Source organism: Methylomonas sp. ZR1 (assembly GCF_013141865.1).
In the GTDB taxonomy this organism is placed as follows: domain Bacteria; phylum Pseudomonadota; class Gammaproteobacteria; order Methylococcales; family Methylomonadaceae; genus Methylomonas.
The window spans coordinates 4,060,917-4,087,793 of sequence record NZ_RCST01000001.1 but is presented as its reverse complement, the minus strand read 5'-3'; the positions used below and the strand labels follow the sequence as shown (position 1 = coordinate 4,087,793).

The 26,877-nt window shown below is 52.6% G+C and carries 27 protein-coding genes; 5 read left to right on the top strand and 22 right to left on the bottom strand.

Annotation, left to right across the window (positions count from 1 at the left end; all coding sequences use genetic code 11):
- Nucleotides 1–138: 138 nt before the first annotated feature.
- From DDY07_RS18535 to trpD, 4 genes are all read right to left on the bottom strand, one after another.
- Nucleotides 139–600 carry a hypothetical protein gene (locus DDY07_RS18535; protein ID WP_171696949.1) on the bottom strand — a complete coding sequence of 154 codons (462 nt, stop codon included), beginning with the start codon at nt 598–600 and terminating at the stop codon, nt 139–141.
- A 505-nt stretch (nt 601–1,105) separates the two neighbouring features.
- On the bottom strand, nt 1,106–1,405 hold the full coding sequence (locus tag DDY07_RS18530; RefSeq protein WP_171696948.1) for a hypothetical protein: 300 nt from the start codon (nt 1,403–1,405) through the stop codon (nt 1,106–1,108).
- Entirely contained in the window at nt 1,392–1,685 is a 294-nt protein-coding gene (locus tag DDY07_RS18525; protein ID WP_171696947.1) for a BrnT family toxin, read from the bottom strand. The genes DDY07_RS18530 and DDY07_RS18525 overlap by 14 nt, the downstream gene beginning before the upstream one ends.
- A gap of 59 nt (nt 1,686–1,744) precedes the next feature.
- A complete protein-coding gene (gene trpD, locus DDY07_RS18520; protein WP_171696946.1) occupies nt 1,745–2,752 on the bottom strand; it encodes an anthranilate phosphoribosyltransferase in 1,008 nt (335 codons plus the stop codon).
- A gap of 376 nt (nt 2,753–3,128) precedes the next feature.
- Between trpD and DDY07_RS18515 the strand changes: the two genes are divergently transcribed.
- The gene (locus tag DDY07_RS18515; protein ID WP_171696945.1) at nt 3,129–3,962 is read left to right on the top strand and encodes a hypothetical protein; all 834 of its coding nucleotides are present in this window, start codon (nt 3,129–3,131) and stop codon (nt 3,960–3,962) included.
- 66 nt (nt 3,963–4,028) lie between these two features.
- Here DDY07_RS18515 and DDY07_RS18510 read toward each other — a convergent pair whose 3' ends face one another.
- Genes DDY07_RS18510 through trpE form a run of 6 tightly spaced genes read right to left on the bottom strand, consistent with a single transcriptional unit; the run spans nt 4,029 to nt 8,367 of the window.
- On the bottom strand, nt 4,029–5,273 hold the full coding sequence (locus DDY07_RS18510; protein WP_367650923.1) for a TIGR03862 family flavoprotein: 1,245 nt from the start codon (nt 5,271–5,273) through the stop codon (nt 4,029–4,031).
- Nucleotides 5,274–5,280: 7 nt separating this feature from the next.
- Nucleotides 5,281–5,538, bottom strand: a complete 258-nt coding sequence (locus tag DDY07_RS18505) for a Txe/YoeB family addiction module toxin (protein WP_171696943.1) — start codon at nt 5,536–5,538, stop codon at nt 5,281–5,283.
- On the bottom strand, nt 5,535–5,771 hold the full coding sequence (locus tag DDY07_RS18500; RefSeq protein ID WP_033157508.1) for a hypothetical protein: 237 nt from the start codon (nt 5,769–5,771) through the stop codon (nt 5,535–5,537). The genes DDY07_RS18505 and DDY07_RS18500 overlap by 4 nt, the downstream gene beginning before the upstream one ends.
- A 46-nt stretch (nt 5,772–5,817) precedes the next feature.
- Nucleotides 5,818–6,309, bottom strand: a complete 492-nt coding sequence (locus DDY07_RS18495; RefSeq protein WP_171696942.1) for a hypothetical protein — start codon at nt 6,307–6,309, stop codon at nt 5,818–5,820.
- Complete coding sequence (locus DDY07_RS18490; protein WP_033157507.1) at nt 6,272–6,862, bottom strand: aminodeoxychorismate/anthranilate synthase component II; 591 nt, start codon at nt 6,860–6,862, stop codon at nt 6,272–6,274. The genes DDY07_RS18495 and DDY07_RS18490 overlap by 38 nt, the downstream gene beginning before the upstream one ends.
- Nucleotides 6,859–8,367, bottom strand: coding sequence for an anthranilate synthase component I (gene trpE / locus DDY07_RS18485; protein ID WP_171696941.1), 1,509 nt, complete (start codon nt 8,365–8,367; stop codon nt 6,859–6,861). Before trpE ends, DDY07_RS18490 begins: the two co-directional genes overlap by 4 nt.
- 140 nt (nt 8,368–8,507) lie before the next feature.
- On the opposite strand from trpE, the gene DDY07_RS18480 reads away from it, so the two are divergent.
- Nucleotides 8,508–8,741 carry a hypothetical protein gene (locus DDY07_RS18480; protein WP_133120707.1) on the top strand — a complete coding sequence of 78 codons (234 nt, stop codon included), beginning with the start codon at nt 8,508–8,510 and terminating at the stop codon, nt 8,739–8,741.
- A gap of 162 nt (nt 8,742–8,903) precedes the next feature.
- On the opposite strand, the gene DDY07_RS18475 is transcribed toward DDY07_RS18480, so the two are convergent.
- The gene (locus DDY07_RS18475) at nt 8,904–9,104 is read right to left on the bottom strand and encodes an RHS repeat domain-containing protein (RefSeq protein WP_171696940.1); all 201 of its coding nucleotides are present in this window, start codon (nt 9,102–9,104) and stop codon (nt 8,904–8,906) included.
- Nucleotides 9,105–9,521: 417 nt separating this feature from the next.
- Between DDY07_RS18475 and DDY07_RS18470 the strand changes: the two genes are divergently transcribed.
- On the top strand, nt 9,522–10,487 hold the full coding sequence (locus tag DDY07_RS18470; protein WP_171696939.1) for an IS110 family transposase: 966 nt from the start codon (nt 9,522–9,524) through the stop codon (nt 10,485–10,487).
- A gap of 40 nt (nt 10,488–10,527) precedes the next feature.
- Here DDY07_RS18470 and DDY07_RS18465 read toward each other — a convergent pair whose 3' ends face one another.
- The 11 genes from DDY07_RS18465 to mmoX form a co-directional block, all read right to left on the bottom strand.
- Nucleotides 10,528–11,073: a hypothetical protein gene (locus DDY07_RS18465; protein WP_171696938.1), complete on the bottom strand. Its 546-nt coding sequence runs from the start codon at nt 11,071–11,073 to the stop codon at nt 10,528–10,530.
- 13 nt (nt 11,074–11,086) lie between these two features.
- Nucleotides 11,087–15,466, bottom strand: coding sequence for an RHS repeat-associated core domain-containing protein (locus DDY07_RS18460; protein ID WP_171696937.1), 4,380 nt, complete (start codon nt 15,464–15,466; stop codon nt 11,087–11,089).
- A gap of 368 nt (nt 15,467–15,834) precedes the next feature.
- Nucleotides 15,835–17,622: a sigma-54-dependent Fis family transcriptional regulator gene (locus tag DDY07_RS18455; RefSeq protein ID WP_171696936.1), complete on the bottom strand. Its 1,788-nt coding sequence runs from the start codon at nt 17,620–17,622 to the stop codon at nt 15,835–15,837.
- Nucleotides 17,623–17,834: 212 nt separating this feature from the next.
- Nucleotides 17,835–19,517: a chaperonin GroEL gene (groEL, locus tag DDY07_RS18450; RefSeq protein ID WP_171696935.1), complete on the bottom strand. Its 1,683-nt coding sequence runs from the start codon at nt 19,515–19,517 to the stop codon at nt 17,835–17,837.
- Nucleotides 19,518–19,537: 20 nt separating this feature from the next.
- Complete coding sequence (locus tag DDY07_RS18445; RefSeq protein WP_171696934.1) at nt 19,538–19,831, bottom strand: hypothetical protein; 294 nt, start codon at nt 19,829–19,831, stop codon at nt 19,538–19,540.
- A gap of 115 nt (nt 19,832–19,946) precedes the next feature.
- Complete coding sequence (mmoC, locus tag DDY07_RS18440; RefSeq protein ID WP_171696933.1) at nt 19,947–20,984, bottom strand: aromatic/alkene monooxygenase hydroxylase FAD-binding subunit MmoC; 1,038 nt, start codon at nt 20,982–20,984, stop codon at nt 19,947–19,949.
- A gap of 1 nt (nt 20,985) precedes the next feature.
- Complete coding sequence (mmoD, locus tag DDY07_RS18435) at nt 20,986–21,246, bottom strand: soluble methane monooxygenase-binding protein MmoD (RefSeq protein ID WP_171696932.1); 261 nt, start codon at nt 21,244–21,246, stop codon at nt 20,986–20,988.
- 155 nt (nt 21,247–21,401) lie between these two features.
- Nucleotides 21,402–21,899: an aromatic/alkene monooxygenase hydroxylase subunit gamma gene (gene mmoZ, locus DDY07_RS18430; RefSeq protein WP_033157498.1), complete on the bottom strand. Its 498-nt coding sequence runs from the start codon at nt 21,897–21,899 to the stop codon at nt 21,402–21,404.
- Between the two features lie 9 nt (nt 21,900–21,908).
- Nucleotides 21,909–22,334, bottom strand: coding sequence for a methane monooxygenase regulator MmoB (mmoB, locus tag DDY07_RS18425; protein WP_033157497.1), 426 nt, complete (start codon nt 22,332–22,334; stop codon nt 21,909–21,911).
- Between the two features lie 9 nt (nt 22,335–22,343).
- Entirely contained in the window at nt 22,344–23,522 is a 1,179-nt protein-coding gene (gene mmoY / locus DDY07_RS18420) for an aromatic/alkene monooxygenase hydroxylase subunit beta (protein ID WP_171696931.1), read from the bottom strand.
- A 28-nt stretch (nt 23,523–23,550) separates the two neighbouring features.
- Complete coding sequence (mmoX, locus tag DDY07_RS18415) at nt 23,551–25,134, bottom strand: aromatic/alkene monooxygenase hydroxylase subunit alpha (RefSeq protein WP_033157495.1); 1,584 nt, start codon at nt 25,132–25,134, stop codon at nt 23,551–23,553.
- 339 nt (nt 25,135–25,473) lie between these two features.
- Here mmoX and DDY07_RS18410 point away from each other — a divergent pair, with 339 nt between their 5' ends.
- Together DDY07_RS18410 and DDY07_RS18405 are read left to right on the top strand one after the other, a co-directional pair.
- The gene (locus DDY07_RS18410; protein ID WP_171696930.1) at nt 25,474–26,349 is read left to right on the top strand and encodes a fumarylacetoacetate hydrolase family protein; all 876 of its coding nucleotides are present in this window, start codon (nt 25,474–25,476) and stop codon (nt 26,347–26,349) included.
- Between the two features lie 73 nt (nt 26,350–26,422).
- The gene (locus DDY07_RS18405; protein ID WP_171696929.1) at nt 26,423–26,869 is read left to right on the top strand and encodes a hypothetical protein; all 447 of its coding nucleotides are present in this window, start codon (nt 26,423–26,425) and stop codon (nt 26,867–26,869) included.
- The last annotated feature ends 8 nt before the right edge of the window (nt 26,870–26,877 follow it).

Below are 26,877 nucleotides of genomic sequence, written 5' to 3'. Positions count from 1 at the left end.
CGCTTCATCCAGGTTAATAAGTTGACAGTAAAAATAGGTCCCGTCAGGATGCCAAATTCACCAGCAATCCATTTGTTTAGTATTAATTTATGGTATAGATAAGGCGAAATATCCGTTGGTTATTGCATTTGCGGCCTTTTAATAATAGCTAACAGGGGCATGTATAATCGCTTTCAATGCCTCCACTCGACTACCTTTATATTCAAAAATTATATAAAACATAATCTGTTTTTCGTATTTGCTTAGCGGTATTTTCAAATGAATTTCAGTAAGTATTTCTGGATGGTTGCTATTTAGCTCAAAGCCACCATTAATTAATTCGGTCACTAAGGCCTTTACATCGCAATCAAGTGGAATATAGTTACTAATTTTCTGGCTAACATCCGTATAAAGACCAAATTTATTCCTATCTCTATAATTATATGTATCCCTAGCTTCTTTAATTATTGCTATAACATCAATAGAATGACAGCTTGCCACTCTATGTTCTTCGGCAAACGTGGGCGAAACTACTAAAGACAAAATAGACAAGACAGTAAGGCGCAACAACCAACGGGTATTGCGCCATATTTCTATTTTTTTCGAATTATTCAAGCTCAAATAAATCTCCGCCAATTCCTGCACAATTTTAACCCGTTAACGTGCGCTGACTGCCTGATAGATGCTAAATAAAGTGAAGCGCATCAGTCGCGAACGATGCGCCTCCTAACGTCGGCAGCATCCTACATCAGAACACTTACCCAAACTCTCCGGTGCGCAGGATCAAAGCGGCATCGGGGTGGCTTTTTCTTTGGATACTTTCTTTTGGCCAAACACAAATTCGTCTCGAACGAATTTGAACAGCCGATAGGTTGGCCCGTAGGGCGAAAACCAAGGATGGTTTTCGTAGCGAAAGTATCTCGGCTGTCGGGCCGAGACCCGACTTCTAAATAACCCGTTGCGATAGCGACACAAAACTTCAACTACTTCCGACATCAAGTGTCTCGCTTTGATCGATAAATAAACCTGAGTAAACCTCTCAAACCGTTCGAAAAACCAGACCTAGACAATAGACCGGCTAATCAAGCGAATCAACCCGCCAGGCCAAAAAACACTATTTGGCAATCTATTGGTTTGAACGAGAATTTAAGCTGGAAGGTTTCTCTACTAAGCGACCTGAAACATATTTGTGCAAAACACTGGCAATCAGTGTTTGATACGGAATACCTTCTTCCAACGCACGAGCCTGAATATCCATCAGATCGGGAGAAGACAATCGGATATTGACTCGTTTATCTTTGATGGTGGTGGCTAAGGCTGCGGTCTTGAATTTAGCCAAATCGGCTTTCGATGGCTTTGTCGATTCAAGTTCGCCCTGTTCATAGGCTGTCAGAAGATCTTGTTCAAAGTCATCAAGTTTTATCATTGGGTTTTTTCCTGGTCAGATAATCTCGGGTTGCTTTTCTGCTTGGAATGACTGTCTTCAAGAAAAAATAATTGGCTTCCTCGACGTAAGGTACCAAGTAAACATAACCATCCAGCGCTACCACGAGCACAAATTGATTGGGATATTTTTCCTGGTTGGGGTGGCTTAATTCATCCAGCAATCCGTCAGCTTCGATAGCCAATACTATTTCTTCGAAAGAGATGCTGCGTTCTTTCTTCAATAGTTCATTTTTCTCATGATTCCAGCGAAACGGTTTCATGGATAGAGTTTACGCCGGCGTGTGCCTATTGTCATCATTTATAGGGCAAATGCTGCCGCTCAAGAGTAAGCAATCAACGCCTCAAACTTAGCCAACGCACTCCCATCCGCCAACACCTGATGCGCCCGGCGAATCCCCGCATCCAGCGAATCGGCCAAATCGGCGGCATAAATCGCTGCGCCGGCGTTTAATGCCACAATGTCGCGGGCCGGGCCGGCTTGATTATTTAATACCGCGCGCATAATTGCCAGGCTATCGGCTGCGCAAGTAATCGACAAGGTTGCCAGGCTGGCGCGCGGCATGCCGAATTGTTCCGGGGTGACGGTGTAGCTGTGCACGATGCCGTCGATCAACTCGGCGACGTCGGTGGGTGCGGCGATGCTGATTTCATCCAGGCCGTCGCGCGCATGCACCACCAGCACATGCTTGCTGCCCAGTTTTTTCAAGACTTCCGCGACCGGCACCAACCATTGTTTATCGAACACGCCGATCAATTGATGCGGCGCATTGGCCGGATTGGAGAGCGGGCCGATCAGGTTGAACAGGGTGCGCACGCCCATTTCCTTGCGCGGACCAACCGTGTGGCGCACCGCGCTGTGGTGCTTGGCGGCAAACAAAAAGCCGACGCCGATGTCGTTGACGCATTGCGCCACTTGTTCGGCGGGCTTATCCAGATTGATGCCGGCGGCTTCCAATACATCGGCGCTGCCGCAACTACTGGATACCGAGCGATTGCCGTGTTTGGCCACCTTGCCGCCGGCCGCCGCGACCACGAAGGCGGCGGTGGTGGAAATATTGAAAGTATTGGCACCGTCGCCGCCCGTGCCGCAGGTGTCGATAACATGTTCACCGTGCACCGGTACTGGCCGCACCAACTCGCGCAATACGCTGACCGCCGCGGCGATTTCCTCGATGGTCTCGCCCTTGCAACGCAACGCGATCAAAAAGCCGGCGATTTGCGCGTCGGTCAGCTCGCCTTGCATCATGGTACGCATCACATCGCGCATTTCCTCGGTGCTGAGGTCTTGTTTATCCAGAAGTTTTTGCAGCGTGGCTTGGATTTGCATGGAGTGAATAGCCGGTGTTTTGGTCAAGGCAGGGATGATAACAAACGACGGCTCATATCGAAAACCTTGCGGGCCGTCAATCCCTCGCGAGCGAGGTCACTTGCTTACACCATCTCGAGAACGGGTAGATAAAAAGGCGATTTTATTCCAAGCCAGCTTATAAATTTCAAGTTTTATTGACGTAGCACATTGATTAAGCCGTTATGTTTTTATGGTAATTGACGGTGGTTAACTTAGCTGTTAAATGACGCTCAAGACTAGCATTTTAAATAAGCGGCTTATCGCAAAGAGCTAGTCTTGATCAGCATGGCAACGGTTTTTGGCCGTTTGGCCGTGCGCTGAAAATTTGTGCTCGTTAATCAATGGAGACATTACCATGAAACACCTTGCCAAGCCGATTCGGCGACCTTACTTTAAGACTAATCTGTTCAGCATTCTGGTGCTATCGCTTTGCCTTGCCCAATCTGCTGAGGCGGCGACGGTTTCTGCGAGCGCGGTCATTGACTGGAGTACCTTTAAAATTACCGCCATTGATATTGGCAATGGCCTGCCAACTGTGACCTGGAGTAATCAGTACGACACTAGCCAAGTGAATAATGGCTACTACAATAACGCCTATGATAGCGCGGCAAATTGGAGCTCAGGGACTTCGACTACAGAGTCACTGTCCACATCGACCTATAGCAGATCTGCTTCCAGCGCTACATCGATTAATCAAATCAACGCCAATGCCGCTCTAAACGGTTCTTTTCCGTATCAAAGCTTATCGGCCAGCAGCAGTAGCCAGCGATCCGGCAGTTTTACCGTGCAAGGCAGCGGACTGTTAATTTTCGAAGCGAACTACAGTTTGATGGGGGACCTGGGGGCCTCAAGTAATGCGTCGGCAAGCTTCAATTTGAGTTACTACAATGGCGGAAACTCCGGGTCAGTCAACCAAAATGTAAATCAGTACCTGTCAACCGGCTCCGCGGCCGTGACGGAAAACGATATATTGTCTGTTGCTTTGGTCTTTAAAGACGGTTGGAGCGGAAGTTTTTCCGCGAATACCAGTGCATCGGTTTACGGGTACGACTACGGAACCGGAGGCGGCGGCAGCGTGCCTCTACCGGGGGCTTTCTGGCTATTTGGCAGTGTATTGGCCGGAGCCGCCTCGTTGCGGTCGGCTAATACAATGCGCAGAATGCGGCCATTCGCAGAAGTCGCACGCTAAACAAGATGTTGAAGGGGTGGCGCCGGCTACCCCTTTTTTGCGTCCGGCTACGGAGTGGGGAGTTCTTTAAAACTTTTGATGCCGGTTTAGCCAGTCGCACACGCCCAGTCCGGCACTGCGGCCGGTAGCGAAGCAAGCCGAGAGCAAATATCCCCCGGTCGGCGCTTCCCAATCCAGCATCTCGCCGGCGACAAAAACGCCGGGTAGCGCGGTAAGCATAAGATTTTGATCAAGACTGTTAAAACTCACGCCGCCGGCGCTGCTGATCGCTTCGGCGATGGGCCGGGTGGCATTGACAGTGATGGGCAAGGCTTTGATCGTCTTCGTCAGAATGGTGGCATCGGCAAATTGCGCCTGGCTGAGCACTTCGCGTAGCAAGGCTGCTTTGACGCCGGAAATGCCAACCCGGCTCTGTAAATGGCTGGACAAGGACCGGGAACCCCTGGGGCGGCTGATTTCGGCCAACACCCGTTCCGCATCGCGTCCTGGCAGCAGGTCAACGGTGAAGGTGGCGCTGCCGTGAACATGCAGATATTCGCGCAGCCGCCGCGAAAATGCGTAAATCAGGCTGCCTTCCACGCCGTGCGTGCTAATCACCATTTCGCCTAGCCTGCGTTCGGTGTGGCCCTGGATGTCGGTAAAGGTTAGTGTGATCGATTTGAGCGGCGCGCCGGCAAACTTCTCGCGCAGATGCGCACTCCACGCTACTTCAAATCCGCAATTTGCGCTGCGCAAGGGTGCAACTTCCACACCGCGGGCCTGTAACCAAGTCACCCAAGCGCCATCCGACCCTAGTTGCGGCCAGCTGGCACCGCCCAAGGCCAACACGGTTGCCCGTGGCTTGACCGAAATTTCGCCATCCGGATTGCGCAGGCGCAACGCCCCATCGTCATCCCAGCCCAGCCAGCGGTGGCGCATATGAAAATGCACACCGTTTGAACGCAAGCGGTGCAGCCAGGCGCGCAGCAGCGGTGCGGCCTTCATCTCCGTTGGAAACACGCGGCCGGATGTGCCGACAAAGGTGGCTATGCCCAAGCCTTGCACCCAGGCTCTCAGGGCCTCTGGAGAAAAGGCGTTCAGCATCGGTTTCAGTGCGGCACGCTGTGTGCCGTAGCGAGACAAAAACGGCTCGAACGGTTCAGAATGGGTAATGTTTAATCCACCTTTGCCGGCCATCAAAAACTTACGCCCGGCAGAGGGCATTGCGTCATACACAGCGACGCTCAAGCCGGCCTGGCTTAGCACTTCGGCGGCCATCAATCCGGCGGGGCCGGCGCCGATGATAATTGCTGAATAGCTAATGGCGGCCACTTTGGGATCAGCGGTAATGATATTTACACGCGACAATTAGGCACTCACCATTTTGCACCCGGTAAACCAAACGATGTTCCTGATCGATTCTCCTAGACCAAAATCCTTGCAGCTGATGCTTCAAAGGCTCAGGTTTACCCAATCCACTATGAGGATTGCGGGCTATGTCGTTAATCAGCGAAACGATACGCTGGTAGATTTTTCTGTCGGTTTGCGCCCATTCATTGAAGTCTTGAAATGCACTTTGCTCGAAAGCGATTTTCATAGCTCGGATAGGTCAACGCGAACGATATTTTGCTTTTGCTCGATATTGTTAATGGCTGTTAGCAAGCGTTCGCTGTTAACCGGATTTTTCAGCAAATATGTGGTTTCGTCTTCTTCGGCCTCCAAGCTATCGCAAATGGCGATTTCCACTACTTTATCGTGGAACAAGGCTTTAACAGATTGCAGAAAATCGTCGTTAAGCTCGCTGGCTTTGAGTTTGTAAGTCGTGTACATGTTAATGCGCTCCGGAAATTTTGAGTTGGCGGTAACAAAGTCAGCATTAGTAACAGGAATTGCCGTTACTCCCTAATTCAAGAAGAGACTGGTTTTTAAAACTTGGGAAATCAGCATATGACATGTACAAGGTATTTTCCCTAGTTTTCAACCAAAGGCCATGACTGGAAATTTGGGTTACTTCAACGCTGAAAGCTGTATCGCTATCCGGAGCATCCGATCTGGGTGCCGTAGAATTTCTTCGGAGCTTTGAAATTTCCTGCCAAATAACAGGTATTGCGGCTAAACCCAAAATGAATTGAAACCAAAAAGCAAACCAGAACCATTCGGGACGTTTGTCAATATGAATAATCGAGCTACTGCGACCAAAACCGATTTCGCCGGTAAACAATGCTGTCAGACAGCTGTATACGAAATATAAGTCCCAAGCGAAAATCAAGAACCAAAAGCTCAAGCCAAGCAATGTTGGAATGCGGGACCTAGCTCCTGTAATTCCAATTTTACCGCGCCAAAAAATTCCGCAACATATCATGTCCATGCTCGGTCAGGATCGACTCGGGGTGGAATTGCACGCCTTCAATATCCAGCGTTTTATGTCTTACGCCCATGATTTCGTCGATGTTGCCGGCCTCGTCCTGGGTCCAGGCGGTCACTTCCAGGCAATCCGGCATGGTCGCTTGTTCGATCACCAGCGAGTGGTAACGGGTGGCGGTGAACGGATTGCTCAAGCCTGTGAACACGCCCAAATCTTTGTGATACACCGGCGATACTTTGCCGTGCATGATCTGCTTGGCGTGGATGATGTTGCCGCCGAAGGCGTAGCCTATGCTCTGGTGACCCAGGCAGACGCCAAGAATCGGGTATTTGCCGGCGTACCGGTGGATGGTTTCGACCGAGATGCCGGCCTCTTTGGGGGTGCAGGGGCCGGGGGAAATGACGATTTTGTCCGGGCGCAGCCCTTCGATGTCTTCCACCGTCACTTCGTCGTTACGCACCACCACCACCTCGGCACCCAGTTCGCCGAAATATTGCACCAGGTTGTAGGTGAACGAATCGTAGTTGTCGACCATCACCAATCTGACGCCGCTCATGTTTGTGCTCCTTTAGATTGAGCCGCGCTGCTCAGGATGCCGGCTTCGGCCATGCTGACGGCGCGGAACACCGCGCGGCCTTTGTTCATTGTTTCATCCCATTCGTTGCGCGGCACGGAATCGTAAACGATGCCGGCGCCGGCTTGAATGTGTAAGGTTTGGTCTTTGATGATGGCGGTGCGGATCGCGATCGCGGTATCCAGATTGCCGGACCAGGAGATGTAACCCACCGCGCCGGAATAAATCCCGCGCTTGACCGGCTCCAGTTCGTCGATGATTTCCATGGCCCGGATTTTCGGCGCGCCGCTGACGGTGCCGGCCGGGAAGGTGGCCGCCAACACGTCGAAGGCATTTTTACCTTCCTGCAATTCGCCGGTGACGTTGGAAACGATGTGCATCACGTGCGAATAGCGCTCCACGATCATTTTGTCGGTGAGTTTGACGCTACCGATTTTGGCGACTCGTCCGGTGTCGTTGCGGCCCAGGTCGATTAGCATCAAATGCTCGGCGATTTCTTTGGGGTCGGCCAGCAGTTCCTTTTCCAGCTCCAGATCCTGCTCGTGGGTTTCGCCGCGTTTGCGGGTGCCGGCAATCGGTCTGACAGTGACTTCATTGTCTTCCAGGCGCACCAGAATTTCCGGCGACGAGCCCACTACATATAGATCGTCCAGGTTCATGAAAAACATATACGGCGACGGATTCAAGCACCGCAAAGCCCGATACAAATCCAGCGGCGCGGCTTCAAACGGAATCGACATGCGCTGCGACAACACCACCTGCATGCAATCGCCGTCGGTGATGTATTGTTTGGCTTTTAACACCGCGTCTTCGTAGCCTTGCTGGGTAAAGCCGGAGACAAAATCGTGTTCGAGCACGTGTTTAACGGCAGGATGCGCTTGCGGATTGGCTTGCAGTTCGCGCAGTTTCACCACCAGTTCGTCGAGTCTGGCTTTGGCGTTTTCGTAGGCATTGGTTTGCGATGGATCTGCGTGGGTCAGCAACAGCATTTTGCCGGACAGGTTGTCGAATACCAGCAGGTCTTGCGACACCATCAACAAAATGTCCGGCGCGCCGATAGGGTCCGGCTTGCCGCTGGGCTTTAAACGCGGCTCGATATAGCCGATGGTTTCATACCCGAAATAACCGACCAGGCCGCCGTTGAAGCGCGGTAAACCCGGCACATCCGGCACATTGTAGTTCTGCCGAAATTCTTCTATCCATTCCAGCGGTTGAGCGTGCTCAAAAACTTGGGTGTCCTGGCCGTCTTTTTCGACCGTGATGCGGTGGTCGCTGATTTTGATCCGGGTTTTGCAAGGTAAGCCGATGATCGAATACCGTCCCCACTGCTCGCCGCCGTGTACGGACTCAAACAAATAGGAATAAGGGCCGTCGGCCAGCTTTAAGTAAGCGCTGAGCGGCGTGTCCAGATCGGCCAGCACTTCGCGGCAGATCGGGATGCGGTTGTAGCCTTGTTGGGCGTATGCGGTAAATTCGGCGGGTGTCATTATTATTCTCTTGAAGCAACCGGTTGTGCGACTCGCGATTGTAACGCACAACGCGCCCAGCAGCGACCCGCGCGGCTGAAAACTGAGCCTACTGCGAAATTGTAAACTGCTTGGACGTCCAAAATTAAACTGGCTGCACGTTGACAGCCTTATATTTTGCACCTCTATCTATCGGGCTGATAAAAATGGAGTTGTTACAGCGTGACATTGAGGCGCTGGAGCAGGAAAGGCATCAGCGCTTGGGACAAGACGCGGCAGCAGCTGATCAAGGGCCTTCGGCAGCTGATAGCCCTGTCGGCAAGGTTAAAACATTGGCGGTGAATAAAGAGTTTGGCGAATCCATGCGCATTTCGGGCATTGCACTTCGGTTTTGAATCTGCAGTTTGTGCCGAGCCATGCAAGGCGCAACGGTCGCGAACGATGCGCCTGTCGGCAGCATCCTATAGATCAGCGCACGTTATCGCGTTGGAACCAAAACTATAGCGAGGAAGATTTGATTTGACGGGCAAGGCCGTAAGACATACGGCGCAAACGCCCTACCGATTGCGACTTACGGCCTTGTCGTACTGGTGCTGGGTGGCATGGCCGTTAGCGTCCGTGACCTGGGTCAGGTTGCCGTTGGCGTCGTATTGGTAGCGTGTGGTCTGGTTGTAGGCGCCGATGTCTTGGGCCAGGCGGTTCAAGGCGTCGTAGACGCGGCGACGCTTCTTGAAATGCGGCTTATTCGCCGTAAACATGGTTAGTAGAAAAAGCACAATAAATTAGCCATGAGGAAAGGTTTTATCGTTTGCATCTGGTTATTTCCTATCACTAAGCCATGAAATTCCCGATTCGGTCAACGGCCATCCCCACAAACGTCTGCGGATTGTCTGGTGAATACCGGCATACGGGGGTGCCCAACATCCCTCCGATTACGCTATCGCTAATCGGAGCTTGTATTATCCAAGCGTGCTTTTCAAAGGATAATAAACCATGAAAACACACCTGAGGGGCACCTCAGGTTTGGGTCGCTGGATGCCGTATCGGAGCTTGGATTTCGAAATCCCCGGCGTAGATCTTTGCAGCAGCGACCCACTCTCGATCAACGATCGGACAGTCTCTTCGGCCCGGTTTCCGGCAGCCTGCATTCACAAGGTAGATCATTTGAGGTTTTCATGTCCCATTTTTATCTCGGTATCGATGTTGCTAAAGCCAAGTTGGATTGCGCATTGCGTCTGCACAGCGGTAAGTTTCGCGCCAAAGTCATTCCCAATTCTCTCGACGGCTTCGCGACGTTGTTGACGTGGTTGGCCGCTCAAAAGGCCGAATCGCCTCATGTCTGCATGGAGGCGACCGGCATTTATTGGGAAGACGTTGCTCAGCATCTGGCAACCGCTGGTTTCACCGTGAGCGTCGTCAATCCAGCACAAATTAAGGCCTATGGCGCTTCACGGCTCACCCGCAGCAAAACCGATACGGTCGATGCTAAACTCATCGCCGATTTCTGCGCCGAGCGCCAACCGCCTACTTGGCAGCCCCGTAGCGAGGCGGAAGTCACACTGCGCGCACTAGTATTACGGCTGGACGCCTTACAAACCATGCGCACCCAGGAAAACAACCGCTTGCTAGTGGCGCGCGAGGCCGTGCGTGAGGACATTCAACAGCATCTGAATTGGCTGGATACTGCGATCCAACAATTGATCGACGCCATCAACGATCACATTGATCGCCATCCCGATCTCAAGCAACAGCGCGAACTGCTCGATAGCATTCCCGGCATTGGCGAGCGCACCAGCGCCATCATCCTCGCGTTCTACGCCGATACCTCGCGCTTCGCCAATAGCCGACAAGCCGCAGCCTTTGCCGGACTCGATCCTAGGCAATACGAATCGGGCAGCAGCCTCAAGGGCAAGCCCAGGCTCTCCAAAATAGGCCATGCCTTCCTGCGCAAAGCGCTCTATATGCCGGCCATGGTGACGCTTTATAAAACAGCCTGGGGTAAACAATTCCGTGGACGATTAGCCGGTGCTGGTAAACCCAATAAGCTGATTATCGGTGCCATGATGCGTAAATTGATTCATGTGGCATTCGGTGTCTTGAAATCCGCAAAACCCTTCGACTCGGCTATTCATCTGGCTTGACTTGGATAACAGTATCTACGGCCCTAAGAAGACTCCAAGGCTATTTAATTCCAGTGTTGGGCAATGAGATTACCACCTCTCCTGTCGATTGTTCTTTTACTTGTCGAGCAGGTGGGACTGTGGGATTTTCTGGATATGTTTTGCCGTTAAATATGAGTTCCGCGTCGTAACCTGTTTTGATACTTCCACCCTGTACCCAGATACTAATGTTATGCCATCCATGTGATGTATTTGATAACACGCGAATAGGGGGGCGGCTAATAGTTATCTTTGTTACGATTTTCCAAGAGCTTTTGCCTTGCGTTAGGATTAATGTTGTACAACCACCACTTCCACACCATTTACTACCGGTCAAATAAACTATAGCTTCTGGTGTACCATCAGTATTAAGGTCTTGGAAAGCAGCGATATATCGTGTCGCCTTATCTCCATCCCAAGTTTGAATAAAGTCCTTAATCGATTCTTCTGTTGAAGATGTTTTGAAATCAGGTTGCGCCTGCACTCCTGCAAAACAAGTATTCATCAACAGTAATGAACAAATCATAGTAATAAGGAAAGCTATCAAGTATTGGGGAACAATTTTCATAGAATCCTAGCCTTTAAGGATTAAAACAATTAAACATTATATTTAGCACGTTGCTCCCGTAGTTATTGCCCGTACTTCCTATGTCTATAGTGTTCGGGTTGCCACTAATATTTCCAGTACCAAAATTGTAAGACGCAGCAGTAGCCTGTAACAGTTGAGACGAGTTTAGATTCGGGTGTGCAGCCGCTAAGGTACTCATATTCGTAGCCAGCATGTTCGCAGCAAAATTTGCGGAAAATGAAATGTTGTAAGCCTGAGATTGCGTGACAGATGGGTTTTGTCCTAAATCAATCTGAAATACCCCAGCACCAAGGCCACCGCCACTCTGCGGAATGTTTTGGAAACCAGACTCGCGAATGCCTATTGCTGCTAACAAATTGGGATTTATTCCATTAGCATCAGCGGCCCCTTGAATCGTAGCCCAGTTGTCATTGACTCGCGTAAGTGCGCTACTATTCGTATTGGCAACTAACAATGCATTCAAGCAGTTTTGAGAAGGGTTTGACGTAGCGCAAAGTCCAAGCAGATCAATGTAACGTAGTGGATTATTCCGTACATAGGTGTAGGTATTAATGCCCCCCGCCAAGCCAATCGGATCGGATTGCAGGTAGCGCCCGAGGTTAGGATCGTAGAAACGGGCGATATTGTAATGCAGGCCGGTTTCTTCATCGTAGTATTGACCGGGGAAACGCAGGTTCTGGGTGATGAAGGCCGTGGTCGGCGTGGCCTTGCCGAACGGATCGAAATCTGCTGCCCAACTGACGTTGCCCGTGCGGTCCGTGGTTTTTTGGGGCGTGCCCAACCGGTCGTTGTGGTAATAATGGATAGGCCAGGGTGTCTGGTTTGGATCCGAGTCCACGTCATAGTTGATCCGCGCCAGCGGCTCGCCTTCCAAGTAAACATAACTGTGTGAGAAGGCCGTCCCTCCCCACTTGGTTTCATCCAGCAGCGTTCCGCTCAGCACGTCATAATCAAACGCGACGTTACCGCTGTTTGTCAGTTTCATGCTGCGATAGCCGAAGGCGTCGTACTTATTAGCCTGAACCGAGACTAGGCTTCCGCCCGCCTCATCCTTGATGGCCGTCACCAAATGGTCGGTGGCCTGGTAAAAATGCCGGCTGCCTTTCTGGCTCGCGTCGCCGTTCGCGTCGTACTGGTAGCTGGCCTGCTGCGCGCCCGTGAGCGCCAGCAGTTTCTGGCTGCCGAGGTCGTAGGTATACGAGGTCTGTGCGCCATTCCGCTCGCTGCTCAGACGGTTGCCTACATCGTCATAGCTAAAGGTATGGGTGTTCACGCCGGTGGCGCTGGACAGCCGGTCCAGCGGGTCGTAACCGAAATTTCGATGACGCCCCGAGGGGCTTAATTCGTCGGCCACACTGTCGAGGTTACCGTTCAAGTCATAGCCATAGGTGGCGGCCATGACGCCCGGCACGGTGCGCCCGGTTTCCCGGTAGTCTAAGTCGTAGCGACGGCTGATCTGTTTGCCATTGCCGTAGGTGAGCGATTTGACCGGGCCGAACGGCAGATGGGTGATGTGAGTTGCTAGCGGTGTTGTTATGTCGTAGACCCAGCTAACGGTACCATCATCCCAGTCGTGCAGCGATACCGAGTCGACTTGGCCGGCCGCATCAAAGCCATAAAGAACTTCACGGTATCCCGAATGCGATATTTTTTCTACCTTGCCATCGGCGTCGTAGGCATAGTAAATAAAGCTATCGTAGGTATGCGGCAAACCCTTGGCGGTGATGGAAGTCAACCGTCCTGCCCGGTCGTACTTGAGAGTCCGGTTACCGTTGAAGCCCGAACGTAAGGCGCGCGACAGCTTGCCCAGGTTGCCGTTTTCGTCGTAATAAAACTGCGCGCCGCCATCGCCACTTTTAATCCGATTCAGCGCATCGTAGGTATATGTTACCGACACATTGGCCGCATCCGTTTTACCGATCCGGTTACCGGCGCTGTCGTAGCCGTATTGAGTAATCCCGGTATTGGGACTGTCCAGTTGCATCAGGTCGCCGAGGCCGTTGTAGCTGTAGACGGTGTCGTGGTTGTTGGCATCGGTGACTTGGGTGAGGCGGTCTTGGCCGTCGTAGCGATAGTCGGTCAAGCCGGCGAGAGCATCGGTGCTGCGGATCAGCCGGTTCAGGCTGTCGTATTGGTGCTGGGTGGCATGGCCGTTAGCGTCCGTGACCTGGGTCAGGTTGCCGTTGGCGTCGAATTCGTAGCGCGTGGTCTGGTTGTAGGCGCCCATGTCTTGGGCCAGGCGGTTCAAGGCGTCGTAGACGCGACTGCGGGTTTTAACCACTGCGCCGCTGCTATCGAGAATTTCCTCTTTGGTGCGGTTCCCCATCGCATCCAGCGTGTAATGAATCTTGCCGCCCAGGGCGTCGGTGATGTCGGTCAGGCGGTGCGCAGCGTCGTAGGTAAACGTATGGGTCACACCGGCTGCCGAGGTAGTTTGAGTCAGGTTGCCGGCTTTGTCGTAGGTGTAGGCGGTGGTGTTGCCGTCGACGGTTTTTTGGGTCAGGCGGCCGCGGGCGTCGTAAGCAAAGCCAATCACCAAGCCGTTAGGATCGGTCAGGCTCAGCAGGCGGCCGTTGGCATCGTAGGCGGTAAAGGTGGTGGTGTGGCCCAGGGCATTGGTGATTTTCCACAGGTCGCCGGGATGGTGAGTGGCCGTGGTATCCGAGTAATAGCTATAGGCGGTGATGTCGCTAACGTCGGTACGCGGGCCGTCGGCGCTCAGCACTTGGCCGAGGTTGTTGTAGGTGTAGGCCCATGTGCGGCTTTGCCCGGTCGCGGTATCGGTGACGGTTCTACTCAGCAGGTTGCCACCCGCGTCGTAATTGAAGGCGGTGCGCCGGCCGGCCTCGTCGATTTGGGTGGGCAGGCGGTAGTTGGCGTGCCACTGGGTACTGCGTTTGCGTTCGATGCTGTTCGGCGCCGGCGTGTAAGCACTGAGGTTGGCCGGGCAACTCGAACTGGGCGCCAGGCCTTCCACCCGGACGGTTTCCAGGTTGCGGCTCAGGTCGTAGGCATAGCAGCTGAGGTTGCCGTTGAAGTCGGTGCGGCTGGCAAGGTTGCCGTTGGCGTCGTAACTTTGGGTGTGGGTTGCCGCAACACTACCGGCTCCGGCGGGCTGGCTAATAGCGGTTAGTTTCTGAACGTTTAAGATAGTCTGAAACGTGTAATGCCGGCTGGCATTGAAGCTATCGACGACATCGGTGCTATTGTCGTTGTTATAGCTCAGCGCTACTTGTTCAACGTCGCCGGCATGTTTGGATAAATTGGCGCGGCCTTGGCTGTCGTAAGCCCAAGTCGCATAGCGGCTACCGTTTTCATCGGTGATGCCGGTCAGGGCATGCGGGAGGGAGGTGTTTTCGTAATGGTAAAGTTTGAAGCTGCCATCCTGATAGATCACTTTGCTGAGATTGCCGGCGCTATCGTATTGATATTGGCTACTCAGGCCGTCTGGGTAGGTGACGCTGCCGATTCGGTTGGCGCTGTCGTAAGCCAGTTGCAGGCTGTGGCCGAAGGGACCGGTGACCGTAGCCAAGCGTTGGCTGCCGTCATAGCTGTATGTAGTGGCGCGACCATTGGCTTCGGTGCGAGACACAATGCGACCGGCGGTATTGTAGCGTTCCACCGCACCCAGTTGATTGGTTAGGGTGTAGCCGCTAGCGTCTTGCGTCAGTCTTAACTGACTATCGGCATCGCCTTGCCAAAGGCCGTTGCTCAAAACAAACCATTCGGCGCGGCCATCCGCCTGATGGATAAAAATCTTGCCGGTTAGAATTTCCAGGCTGGGCGCTAGTTGGTGGCTCCAGCCGTAGCCTAGTGGACTATTTACGTTGAAAGCACCGCTGTTGTAATGGCGGGTGAAACCCAGGTCAATGACATCGCTATCAAAATCGGTTTCGGCTTGGTATTTGTTGCCGGTTGCTGGGTTACAAGGGTTGCCAACGCAGATTTGGGGTTTGCCTATGGTTTTGGGTGGGACGCTATAAGCGGTGTAGCATTGGTTGGTGGCAGGGTCTAGGGTTTGGCCGGTAGGGCAAGTAACAATGCATTGTGTACCCGATGCATCAAGAGTTTGATTTGCAATAGTACAGTTTGGTTTAAAACCATAAGCGCAAAATGTATGCGGTATGGAATATGCGGGATAGGCATAGTGCCAATATAGCCAAGCAGCGACTCGCCCGGTTGCACAAGACGGGCCAGAAGACCAGCCGCCGTACAACTTACATTCAGAAATATTCCAACCAATATTATTTCCAGTTGCTATGCAGGCATTATGGGCGCTAGATTCATCAACATATTCAGCCGGATATGCAAACGCGGTTGATGAGACTATTTGAATGATCAAGAAAAACAATTGTTTTGGGACAATCCGCACAAAAGCTCCTAATGCAATATTACTTTGCTTTTTCTAATAAAATGTTTAAAAAGTAGAACTCACCAACACCCCTTCTACGTTTTGTCAACTTAGCTTAGTCGCAAAAACTAATTTCAAGAGTGAGGTTACCCACTAACGGGTATTTTTGTGACTGAATCTACGCCAGGTCTATTATTATCAGCGCTTCAGCCAGCCCAACAAACAGAGAAAAAATCATGGGTAACAGCTCTGAAAACTAACCAAAAAACATATTAGCCAATTAACTAACGGGTAAAACGGGTCAAGCAACGGGGAATCAATGCGGTAGCTGAAAGGCAAAAATACGACCGAAAACTGTCACTTACGCGCCTCTCGAATCAGTGTGCTTCTTACCCGGCCTTAGAATGTTCCCGCCAGTCGATTTTATCCAGCCCGAAGCGCTCGATTTTTCGGTACAGCGTGGTGCGAGTTATGCCTAAGTTTTTCGCCGCCAAGGAAATATTGCCCGCGCATTCCCGCAGGCTGGCTTTAATGCCGTGTAACTCCCAGTCTTCCAGGGTCATGGTACGGCCCGCAGCCGCCGATATTGGATAAGTCAGCGTGTTGTCCAAAGCGTTATTGTCGTTCCCCGGCATCACCTTACCGAGTTCCTCGACAAAATCCAGCGGCAAATCCTGGCGGGTAATCAGCGTGTCGCCGGCGGTGTATAGCGTCGCCCTGATGACGTTGATCAGTTGGCGAATATTACCCGGCCACGGGTGCTGCTCGATCAAGGCAATGACGCTAGGGCAAATACTGATTGCCTGCGGATTGGGCAGATTAGCCAGTTCGCGCTGCAAGATGTGGTGAATGATGTCGAGTTTGTCTTCGCGTTCGCGCAAGGGCGGCAGATGAATTTGCGCGCCGTTCAAACGGTAATACAAATCGCGGCGGAAGCGGCCGGCTTCGACGGCTTCCAGCAAGGGTACGTTGGTGGCCGCGACTATCTGCACATCCACCTTGATCGGTTTGCTACCACCGACTGGCGTAAATTCCGAGGTTTCCAGCACTCGCAGTAAAGTCGACTGCAAATCCAGGCTCATATCGCCGATTTCGTCCAGAAACAGAATACCTTTGTCCGCTAACAGAAATTTCCCCGGTTTGCCGGCACTGCGCGCGCCGGTAAAGCTGCCGGCTTCGTAACCGAACAGCTCGCTTTCGATTAAGTCGTGCGGAATCGATGCACAGTTGATCGCAATCACAGACTGATTTTTCCGCGGTCCGGCGTGTTTCAGCAGATTGACGAAATGATCCTTGCCCACGCCCGATTCGCCGGTAATCAGCATGGGAATCTTATGGTGTTGCAGCTTCACCGCCTTCTCTACCAAGGCGGTTAATTGTTCGGACATTGCCGATTCGTATTGGCTGGGCGGCCTTTTGGCGGGTTTGAACGGGATTTTTTCCAACACCCGCGCTTGCGCAACCGGACTCCGGGTTAAGGGCAGATTGGTATTTAGGAGTACGCACAACAAATGCAAGAATGCGAACAAGGAGTTCATGCTTTCCTGTCTATCGCTGATCAAGCCGATCACGGCTTGGACGTTATCGTCCTCATCCAACAAGGGGTAACCGACCGTGGTGAAGGGGTGTAACAGGCTGACAAAATGCTCCATGCCCTGAAAAGCAATCGGTTTTTTCAGTTGCGCGGCGGTGCCGATGCCGTTATTGCCCAACACCGCTTCGCTCCAGCGGCTGTGCTTTTCGTACAAACTCAGCATGAAAGGGCTGGCAAACGGATTTTCGCCCAAGACTTGTAACAGGTGTCCGTCGGCATCGGTCAATACCAGCATGACGCCGGCTTCTTTCAAAAACACGTCGAACTGATGCCCCAAATGCCGGAGCATTTCGGCAATATCGTGAGCCGCACGGTTGATGCGCGGCTCCGGATCGGTGGTGAAACGCCAATGATCCCAGCGCGCGTAATTGCCCAATGGCAATTGGTATTCTTCCAGACAGCGGCGCCAGGATTCCGAGACTTCCGGGCGTACCCAGTCCGTGTGATCGGGCACGCAACGGCTCTGTGCCATCCAGCGCCAGGCCTGTATCGGGCGGTCAACTTCAAACGCTAGTGAGGTTTTGAACGCGCAGGCTTCTTTGATGATTTTAACGTTGTGGGGCAAGTGCAAGGCAATATCCATTTTTCCTCTTGTATTTTGGTGCGCCAATTTAGTATCGGCACAAAACAAAAATATAAAAAACAGAGGTTTAGCTGCTTTTTACGGCGATGTTGTCCAAAATAACAAAATCAAAAAAAGAGGCAATGCGACATAACGTCACATTGCCTTACTCCATTGCAGAATAATGGATAGCTCTAACTTTCGGAGAGAGGAGGTTGAGGTAGAAATAACAATTACATACGGGGATCTTCGCGGGTGGCGGCAGCCCATTCCGGCGAATAACCGGCCATGATGGACAAGTCCGGCACGTTCATGATCACCGTCTCGCTGCTGATCAAAGTAGCCACCACGCTCACTGCATTGCGCAAGGCGGTGCGCAACACTTTGACCGGATCGATAATCCCAATATCCAGAAAGTGCCCGTAGTGTAAATATTGCATATCCACGGCAAATGCCGGGTCAGCCTGGGTAGCTAAGCGCATCAGCACGTCTTCGTTGTTCAGGCCGCCATTGTTCAATAATTGCCGGAGCGGCGCGCCCAGTGCCTGCTTGACGATGGCGATGCCTTGCTGCTGCTCGGCATTTTCGGCAATCACTTCGTCCAGCACCGTGGTGCAACGCCACAAACCCACGCCGCCGCCGGGTAACACGCCTTCTTGCAGCGCAGCCTTGGCGGACAAATAGGCATTTTCGATGCGCACCAGCCGCTCTTTGATTTCCACGTCGGAGATACCGCCGACCTGGAAGCTGCCGGTTTTGCCGGACAGGATAGCGATGCGCTCTTCCAGCTCTTCGGCTTCGTGTAAATTGCCGGTGGCGGAACCTTCGCCGGGTTTACGGGCGCGAACTAGTGCCAACTCGCGCCGTAACGCCTCTATGCGCGTGTTAACCGGTTCGCGCGAACCCACGGCGCCGATGATAGTCGTATTACCTTCCAAGATGACCGCGCGCTGCGCCTGACCCAGTTGCGCCAGCGTGACGTCTTCCAGCCGCATGGCCCGCTCCTGCAAAATAGCGCTGCCGCCGGTCAACAGGGCCAAATCGTTCAGCCGATTGATACGATTGTCGCCAAAACCCGGCGGCTTGACCGCCACCACTTTAAAGACGCCGCGCACATGATTCAGCAATAAGCCCGTTAACGCTTTCTCGGCGACCGCTTCGGCGATGACCAATAAGGGCCGGCCTTCAGCAGCCACTTCTTCCAGAATAGGCACCAGATCCATAAAGTCACTGATTTCACGGTCGTACAACAGAATATAGGGCCGCTCCAAAACCGCTTCGGCGCGGGTTTTATCGGTGATGAAATAGGGCGATAAAAAGCCTTGCTCGTAATGGATGCCTTCCACAATTTCCAGCTGGTCTTCGCGGCCATTGCCCAGATGAAAGGTCAGGGTGCCCGCTTCGCCAAGCTCGGCCAAGGCCTGTTTCAACAACTTGCCGACACCGGCTTCGCCTTTAGTAGCGACCAGGGTGATTTTTTCGACCCAGTCATCCGTGCTGTCTGTGACAGCGGTTTTTTGCAAATGCTGCTCCACCAAAATCAGCGCCAACTCCATGCCTTTTTGCAATTGCAGGGGATGAAATCCGGCCGCGACGCTTTTCAAAGCTTCGACCGCCAGGCTGTGCGCCAGCACAATTGCCGTGGTGGTGCCGTCGCCCACTTCGCGAGACACCGCGCCGGCGACATCCCGCAACATGCGGGCACCCAAATCGGCAATCCGGTCTTCCATGACGATGGCATTGGCAACAGTGACGCCATCTCGGGTAAAGACGGGCATGATGCTGTCGGTTCGGTGTTGAATCATCACGGCAGGGCCGGCGCTACCCAGCGTAACGCTCGCCGCGCGTGCTACCGCATTGATGCCTTGCAGCAGACGTTGGCGAGCTTCCGGGTTGTAAATAACGTGTTTACTCATTTCTAGGGTGTTCCCATCGGTTAGAGGTGCGAATTTAATTTCATCAGGGTTTGCCCCACCTGGGCACGGGTTTGCCGAGCACGTTGCGCATTGGCCCAGGTACGCATCAAGATTTTGTCCCAGTAATCCAGGCTGCGTTTAAAGTCCTGCTCTTCTTCGGCAGTGAGTTCCTGATTCCAGAATTCCTTTAATTCCTGAACCCTGGCATCGCCCAATTTTTCAAAAATCTCCTGCTCATCTATCACCAGTTTTCTGATCGTTTCGTCTAGTTGCACCGCCATACCAACCAGAAACTCTACATCGTCGGCTTTCATAGTCGCCTCAGCGTGGTTGCGCGATTTTTCGATAGGAAAAAAAGGCTGATTTGGATCGGCAAACAGGGTGGCTGCGCAGAGAAACGGCAGCGCAGCACCCTGTTTGCCCGTGGCGTTAAGGCGAACCGCTAGGCAGGAATTTTTCAAGGTAGATACGTTCCTTAGGGATGCCCATTTCCGCGCACACCGCAAAGGTGGCGTCGACCATGCCCGGCGGCCCGCACAGATATAAATCGGGCTTGGCGCCGGTATCCTGCAAATCGCGGCGCAGGATGTCCACCACGCTGCCTTTTTCGCAATGCCAGTCGTCCGAACATTTCCAGACGCAGTTTCTCAGCTCCAGCGTCGGCATTTGTGCGGCCAGTTGATTCAGTTCATCCAGATGGAAAATTTCGGCTTCGGTGTTTACCCCAAAATAGATGATGCACTTTTGCGGTTCTTCCCATTCGTGCATCCGCCGCACCATCGATAATATCGGCGCCAGTCCGGTGCCGCCGGCCACAAAATAGCGCGGGGTAAAACCGTTTTCCTTCAAACCGAAAACGCCGGACGGGCCTTTGACGTTTAATTTCTGACCCAACTTGGCGTCGTTTTTTAAATATTCTGAAAATTTGCCGCCATCGACGATGCGAATCAAAAACTCCAGATCGCCGGTTTTATTGGACGTGTTGGCGGGGGAGTATGAACGGGTGATGGTGGTGCCGGGAATTTCCAAATCAAAAAACTGCCCGGAGTCGAACTTGATGGTTTGATCGTCGCCCGTGCGCCGCAGCAGCAGTTTCACCACATTGATGGAAATTGGCGTTAGCTCAATTACTTCCGCTACAAACGTCAAACCTTCCGGTGAGAATGAAATCCGGTCGTAGGTATAAGGTACTTCGACTTCTAAATCGCTTACGGGGTAACAGCGGCACAACAACACTTCGCCGGCCTCTTCTTCTTCGTAGGGCAAAGCCTGCGAACTGCATTTGCCCAAAACGTAATCGCCTTCCGCGCAAAATCCTTTGCAAGTCGCGCAACCGCCTTCGCGACACGACGACATCAAATAAATATCCTGCCGTACCGCCGCAGTGATGACATCCTCGTCTTCGTAACAATCAAAGCAAACGGATTCACCGTCTTGCGTAATGATTTTAATTTGATGGGCGCTCATATCATTCTCCAAGGCATTGGCTTTTGGCCGACACGCTGAAAAACGCCAATACGTGCTCAACCGCGCGCCGCGATGCGTCCAGGGTTAGCGAGCAACCTTCCTGCACCAATTTTTGGTCGCGGTAGATGGTCCAGCGCCACATGAACTCCAGATCTTCGCAGAAAGCAGCGTAAGGCGCGGTGTCGTATAGCGTGGTGAGTTTGTCGGCTTCACTGGGAAAAGCGGGCGCAACCGCCGACTTAAAATTTGAGAAAAAATCCATAATACTGATTCTATGAAATGGTTCGTTGAGATCGAAGCGCACACAAACGCCCTCTCGCTCACGGGGATGTAAGCGACGAGTAGGTTTTGTCCGCTATCGGTTTGTTGGCTATAAAGGATGCGCCACGCGCAAGTGCGGCGCATCCTGCCGAACGATTACTGCAAGGTGACCACTTTCACGCCGCGTTTCTGACGCAATGCCTCTAACGGCAAGGCGTAGTAGTCGGTGTTGCGCAGTTCCATCAACTTGGTCCCCAACTGGCGGTCGGTGTCCAGAAACACATTGACCGGCATCACAGGTGGTTTGCAGGCCAGTCTGAAATTGATGTGAATGCGCTCTGCTTCGTACATGTCCGTGCATGCCTCCATTTTGGCAATTACTTCATTTGCCACTTGCTGGGCATTGGCGCCGCAGGTGCAGTTGTTGAGCAGTTGAGTGTCATTGAATTCCTTGTGCTTCAATAGCGCCAGCTTCTCTTCGATTTTCAACTCAATCCACAGGCCATCCAATTCCAGCGACCAATCGGTTTTAAACGGGCTCATGTGCTTGGCGCGGAAGTCGGTAATGAAGGCGTGCGCTTTTGCCAGCGTATCCAGCGTGGCAATTTTGGCCATCCAGGCATTGCGGGTGGGGTTGTCATGAATATTTGCCATGGTGTTCTCCTACGCCGCAGCCAAGTCTTTCAGTTTCACGTCAAGACCCATTAACTCGGAAGTGATGGTGAAGGTCTCGCCCAGGGTATAAGCACGGCCGATGGTGGACGACACATCCACCAACAGGTCGTAAACACTGTAGTGCTTGCCCAGTAATTCCGAAACTTCGACGCAGTCGATCTCGATTTTGCCGGTCGCTTTCAGCCACCAGAAACCGGCGCGGTCTTCCACCACCAGCGTGGGGTTGTCCGCCTTGTGCGAACCTTGCAGAATTTCTTCCACCACGGTGTTGAGTTCATCGGATTTTTTTAAAACCAGCACCACTTCGTGGCTTTCATGCACGACCTGGTTATCTTCGGCAAAGTATTCATCGGCAAAGGCTTTGCCGGTTTTTTGCATAATGCCTGCGTTGTAAGCATTTGAACTTTTCGACATGAGTTTTCCTTATTTGAGTCCGCTTAACACGGTTTTGACGAGGGCATTGGTATCGACTTTAAAGTTGATCGGATCGGCAAAATCGCGTTTCCAATCGGCAAACACCCTAACCAGCGCCGCTTCGATGGCGGCTTTGTCGCTGACACCTTTGATTTCCGGAATGGTGGCGTAAATCGCCATGAAATCCTTCAGTGCATCGACGGTTCTGGGCAGCCACTTATTGGCCCAAGCCCGCATCAACCGGTTGTTGTAATCACCAAATTCCACGTCGGCACCGAGACAGGTATAGAACATGTCGGTGGTGATGCCTTTGGTTTGCGAGAAATACAACTGCATTTGATTGATAAAGAACGGGGTCAAGTTATCGCCGTAATAAGACGACAAACGCATAAAGAACTCTCTGCGTACAAATTGCCCGAAGATGGGGTCGCAAATCATATGGCCGGAGAACAGGATTTCGTTCCAGTCATAAGTCGCTTGCCAAATATCCTGGACCAGTTCCCTGGCGCCTTTGAAAATCGCCCCTTTAGTCCATTCCTGTTTAGGAATGTCGGTGGACTCGGGGAAACCCGGCACCAATTTAGACAAAAAGGTACGTTCCGCTTGAATCATTTGCGCGTTGTCGACCTTGTCCAAACCGATCATCGCGCTGCTCATCCGCAAGGTGTCGCCCAGGCAATCGCGCACCACCGAGGAATGCGCATTGAACAAGCCATACTCGTAAAAACCGAAAGCGCCGAGATAATCGCCCAATACTTCATCGCGCCAAACCGGATCGATCGAGCGCACATGGCCGTCGGCGGAATAGGCTTTCAGAAAGCGGTCGGTATAACGCCACTCTTCGGCTTTATCCTTGACATACAGCGCATGCCAACGGAAAGCCGGGTCGCGGTGCGCCAGCCAATCCGAGCTGCGCATTTCGGTGGACTCGTTACTCCAGGATGGGCGGCCGCCGTGGAATTTTTGGGTCCAATCGCCCCAGTCCAGGCCGCCGGGAATCCAGTCCGGCGTCGGTTGGCTATAGCAGCACAACACTTCGTATTCATTGATCCGCTTGCCGCGCGGCTTCATGAAGTAATTCATTTTGCGCTGGGTTTCCAGAGGCTTGTCCGGCACTGCGGCCATGATCACTGCGGCGATTTCCGGATCGGTCAGGCCGCGTCTGCCGCCATTTACTTCTATAGACATAAGCTATTTCCTTAAAGAATTGAAACGATTACAGGGCTTTCAACGGATCGGAAAACACGCAGTTAATCCGTTTGATGTCGTCCAGTGTCCACAGCTTGCCGTCCTTTTTGGTGTGCGGCTGGCTGATCAAGGTTTTGCCGTCGCTACGCACGCCAAAGCCTTCGGCAATCACTTCCGACAATTCGCGGCCTTCGTATTGTTCGAAGATGTTTTGGCACTCATAACGCTCGGGTTCGGACAGCCACATTCTTTCGCCCCATTGGTCGCTGAAGGAATGTTTTTTGCCGTTGTATTCCAGTACCCGCAAGGTGCTTTCGCCTTTGCAGTAACTAGGGCAGAACGGCACTTGCGAAACCCGGTCGATATAGATCGGATGGTTGTTTTCGATGAACCACTGGATGGGCAGGAAGCCGCTGCTGGGATCTTCGCAACCGCGCGCGCGCCATTCGTCGTAGACTTTGCCGTACATGTCGTACCAGCCAGGGTAATTGGCTTCGTACCACTCAGCCTCTTCCTGGGTTGGGAGGCTCAAACGGAAGAAACCGGTGGGCCACAAGGCATAAGCAATCAGGAACAAGTCGTGATGCGCCCAGTAAGCGTCTTTTTTGGCGTCGCGCAAGCTGCGTGGCGACTCGACGCCGTATTTGCCCAAACGGCCGATCCAGATACCGCCCCAATCTTCGTACACCCAGCGGTTCCAGGTTTTCACCCATGGCTCGACTTTGAAATGGCTGCCGTACTCGAACATCATGCCCAATACCGGGGTGAAGTATTTTTGTTGGGTCCAGAAGGCGTTGTTCAAATCGGTATTCAGATATTTCGAAGCCGCTTCGTCGTTGGCGATGGATACCACGGTTTGATAACCGTTAGCCATGTGGCGCAGCTCGTCGGTTTCGATGGACAAGAACACCGTCGGCGTCATTTCGTCGCCGTTGGCGGACGCCCATTCGGTCACGGCCACGATCAATGGATTGGTAAAGCAGGCTTCGCCGACCAATTGCAGATTGATGGAGCATTCCACCGCGTCGCCGGAAATAAAGCCGTCCGAGAATACCCGTTTCATGCCTTTCCACAGCGGACCAATCGCTCGAGTGCGGCGGGCATCGTTATGACCGGCGGCGTCTTGGCCTTGTTTGGCAAAGTAATAGTTGATGTAAGCGCATTGGTTGGTGTGGCGAATTTCGTCCAGCACTTGGCCCAAGTAACCGTTTTTTTGCTCGGGCGCGGTCGCCGAATCCCACAACATGCCGGTGGCGGCAATGGCGTTGTATTCGCCCACTTCCAGGAAGTTGGAGATGATCTTCATCGATTCATTCCATTTCGGATGCACGCGGTTCGCCGCATCCACCCGCGTCAAAACGTCTTGCAAGCTGCCGAATTGACGCTCGTCCTTCACCGATTCCATGCGCGCATATTCTTTAGCGATCAGCTTGAATTGCTCCTTGGTATCGTTGGCCATTTTGTATTTGGTCGAATACTTGGTGCGATTTTTATCAAAATCCCAGGTAAAGCTCTGCATCCAGCGGTGAACTTCCTGTGCACCCACACTGACGGGCGCCGGATTGGCGGCCAACGCATCGGTTGCGGCTTTTGTGGCGGTACTTATAGCCATATTGAATCCTCGTTGTGGTGTTATAAGAATGGCGAGGCTGTCGTCATTAAGCTAAGCGGTGACTTTCCGTTGCCTTAAAGCGCTGATTGGCCTGGACTGACGCCAGCCTCGGTGGTCAGATTGCAACACGTGTGCCAGTATTGCGTTATTTGATTAAGCCTTTTATTAACAATGCCTTAGGTGGCATTTCCTATAGCTCTGAGCCGGCGCTTTTTAAAGAATGAGCGTCCAATAACTGGACAGTGCTTAGAAATAAGACGTCCAGTTCGCGGGTTTTGCTGGGCGACACCGGCACTGCGATACAATGCGGATTTTGTTTGGGTGAAGAGTTGATTCGGTATGAAACTACTGAGCTATAAATACAATGGTCAAGTACATATAGGCGCACTGGTTGGCGCGCAAATCGTCCCGGCCGGCGCGGATTTGCCCGGCAATATGCTCGATTTTCTCGCGGCTGGAGAGTCGGCAAAACTAGCGTTGCAAAAGCAGATTGCTGCCGACGGCGAACGCATCGCTCTCAGCGACGTGCAGTTGTTGGCACCGATTCCGCGTCCCGGCAAGCTGTTGGGCGTTGGTTTGAATTACGCCGATCACATCGGTGAAACCGGAATGGAAAAACCGGAATATCCAACCTTTTTTACCAAGCAAAGTACCTGCGTCATCGCCGATGGCGAAGCGATTCATCTGCCGCCGGTGTCGGACAAGGTTGATTACGAGGGCGAGTTGGCGTTTGTGATTGGTAAGCGCTGCAAACAGGTGCCTGTCGAACAGGCGCATGAAGTCATCGCCGGCTACACCATTTGCAACGATGTGACGGTGCGCGATTGGCAGCAACGCACGCCAACCTGGACCTTGGGCAAATCCTTCGATACTCACGGCCCACTGGGGCCGTGGCTGGTGACGGCCGACGAAATCGCCGATCCGCATAATCTAAGTTTAAAAACCTGGGTGGGCGACGAGTTGCGGCAAAACGGTAATACCGGCGACATGATTTTTAATTGTTACGAGTTGATTGCTTATCTGACACAAGTGATGACGTTGGAGCCGGGCGATGTGATCAGTACGGGTACACCGGCCGGGGTGGGAGTAAAAATGAAGCCGCGCGGTTATCTCAAGCCGGGACAAACTGTGCGTATCGAGATAGAAGGCATCGGCGCGCTAAGCAATCCGGTGATTGCCGAGCCGGAACATTTTTTGGTCGGCGCCTCAGGTTAAGCATCGATTAAGTCTGCCTCGGATATGCTAAGCCTAACTTTACATTAGAGGGCCAACCAGCCAAGAGGCAGTCATGAAAACCATACAAGTCAGCATTCTTACCATCGCCGTATTAACCCTATCGGGTTGCGCGACCGGCTATTATCAGCGTGACTATGGTTATGGCAGTGCTTACTCGTCGCCCGGCTATTACCAAAGCTACGGACGTAGTTATGCCAGCCCAAGCACCAGTATTACTTACGGCCGCTATTATGTGCAGCCGAGTTATCGCCCGGAGCATCATCACGGCGATCATCATGACTGGCATCAACCAATGCCGCATTTCGATCATCGTGTTGGCGGTTGGCAGGGGCGGGACTTGGGGCGTCGGGACTTTGATCGTGAACGGCATGCCGAACAAAGATCCCTCCAACAACAATCGATGCCGGAGCGGCAGGAACGCGGTTTCGGGCGCAGGGACAGTGACGGCGACCATCAGCGCGGCGGCTGGGGCGGCCGTTTCGGCAGACGCGGAGACTAAGCGCGCCT

What these genes read in the sequence shown, in the direction of transcription:
- DDY07_RS18530 (WP_171696948.1), bottom strand. Translation starts at nt 1,405, where the DNA reads ATGATAAAACTTGATGACTTTGAACAAGATCTTCTGACAGCCTATGAA.
- DDY07_RS18525 (WP_171696947.1), bottom strand. Translation starts at nt 1,685, where the DNA reads ATGAAACCGTTTCGCTGGAATCATGAGAAAAATGAACTATTGAAGAAA.
- trpD (WP_171696946.1), bottom strand. Translation starts at nt 2,752, where the DNA reads ATGCAAATCCAAGCCACGCTGCAAAAACTTCTGGATAAACAAGACCTC.
- DDY07_RS18515 (WP_171696945.1), top strand. Translation starts at nt 3,129, where the DNA reads ATGAAACACCTTGCCAAGCCGATTCGGCGACCTTACTTTAAGACTAAT.
- DDY07_RS18505 (WP_171696943.1), bottom strand. Translation starts at nt 5,538, where the DNA reads ATGAAAATCGCTTTCGAGCAAAGTGCATTTCAAGACTTCAATGAATGG.
- DDY07_RS18500 (WP_033157508.1), bottom strand. Translation starts at nt 5,771, where the DNA reads ATGTACACGACTTACAAACTCAAAGCCAGCGAGCTTAACGACGATTTT.
- DDY07_RS18495 (WP_171696942.1), bottom strand. Translation starts at nt 6,309, where the DNA reads ATGGACATGATATGTTGCGGAATTTTTTGGCGCGGTAAAATTGGAATT.
- DDY07_RS18490 (WP_033157507.1), bottom strand. Translation starts at nt 6,862, where the DNA reads ATGAGCGGCGTCAGATTGGTGATGGTCGACAACTACGATTCGTTCACC.
- trpE (WP_171696941.1), bottom strand. Translation starts at nt 8,367, where the DNA reads ATGACACCCGCCGAATTTACCGCATACGCCCAACAAGGCTACAACCGC.
- DDY07_RS18475 (WP_171696940.1), bottom strand. Translation starts at nt 9,104, where the DNA reads ATGTTTACGGCGAATAAGCCGCATTTCAAGAAGCGTCGCCGCGTCTAC.
- DDY07_RS18470 (WP_171696939.1), top strand. Translation starts at nt 9,522, where the DNA reads ATGTCCCATTTTTATCTCGGTATCGATGTTGCTAAAGCCAAGTTGGAT.
- DDY07_RS18465 (WP_171696938.1), bottom strand. Translation starts at nt 11,073, where the DNA reads ATGAAAATTGTTCCCCAATACTTGATAGCTTTCCTTATTACTATGATT.
- DDY07_RS18455 (WP_171696936.1), bottom strand. Translation starts at nt 17,622, where the DNA reads ATGGATATTGCCTTGCACTTGCCCCACAACGTTAAAATCATCAAAGAA.
- groEL (WP_171696935.1), bottom strand. Translation starts at nt 19,517, where the DNA reads ATGAGTAAACACGTTATTTACAACCCGGAAGCTCGCCAACGTCTGCTG.
- DDY07_RS18445 (WP_171696934.1), bottom strand. Translation starts at nt 19,831, where the DNA reads ATGAAAGCCGACGATGTAGAGTTTCTGGTTGGTATGGCGGTGCAACTA.
- mmoC (WP_171696933.1), bottom strand. Translation starts at nt 20,984, where the DNA reads ATGAGCGCCCATCAAATTAAAATCATTACGCAAGACGGTGAATCCGTT.
- mmoD (WP_171696932.1), bottom strand. Translation starts at nt 21,246, where the DNA reads ATGGATTTTTTCTCAAATTTTAAGTCGGCGGTTGCGCCCGCTTTTCCC.
- mmoZ (WP_033157498.1), bottom strand. Translation starts at nt 21,899, where the DNA reads ATGGCAAATATTCATGACAACCCCACCCGCAATGCCTGGATGGCCAAA.
- mmoB (WP_033157497.1), bottom strand. Translation starts at nt 22,334, where the DNA reads ATGTCGAAAAGTTCAAATGCTTACAACGCAGGCATTATGCAAAAAACC.
- mmoY (WP_171696931.1), bottom strand. Translation starts at nt 23,522, where the DNA reads ATGTCTATAGAAGTAAATGGCGGCAGACGCGGCCTGACCGATCCGGAA.
- mmoX (WP_033157495.1), bottom strand. Translation starts at nt 25,134, where the DNA reads ATGGCTATAAGTACCGCCACAAAAGCCGCAACCGATGCGTTGGCCGCC.
- DDY07_RS18410 (WP_171696930.1), top strand. Translation starts at nt 25,474, where the DNA reads ATGAAACTACTGAGCTATAAATACAATGGTCAAGTACATATAGGCGCA.
- DDY07_RS18405 (WP_171696929.1), top strand. Translation starts at nt 26,423, where the DNA reads ATGAAAACCATACAAGTCAGCATTCTTACCATCGCCGTATTAACCCTA.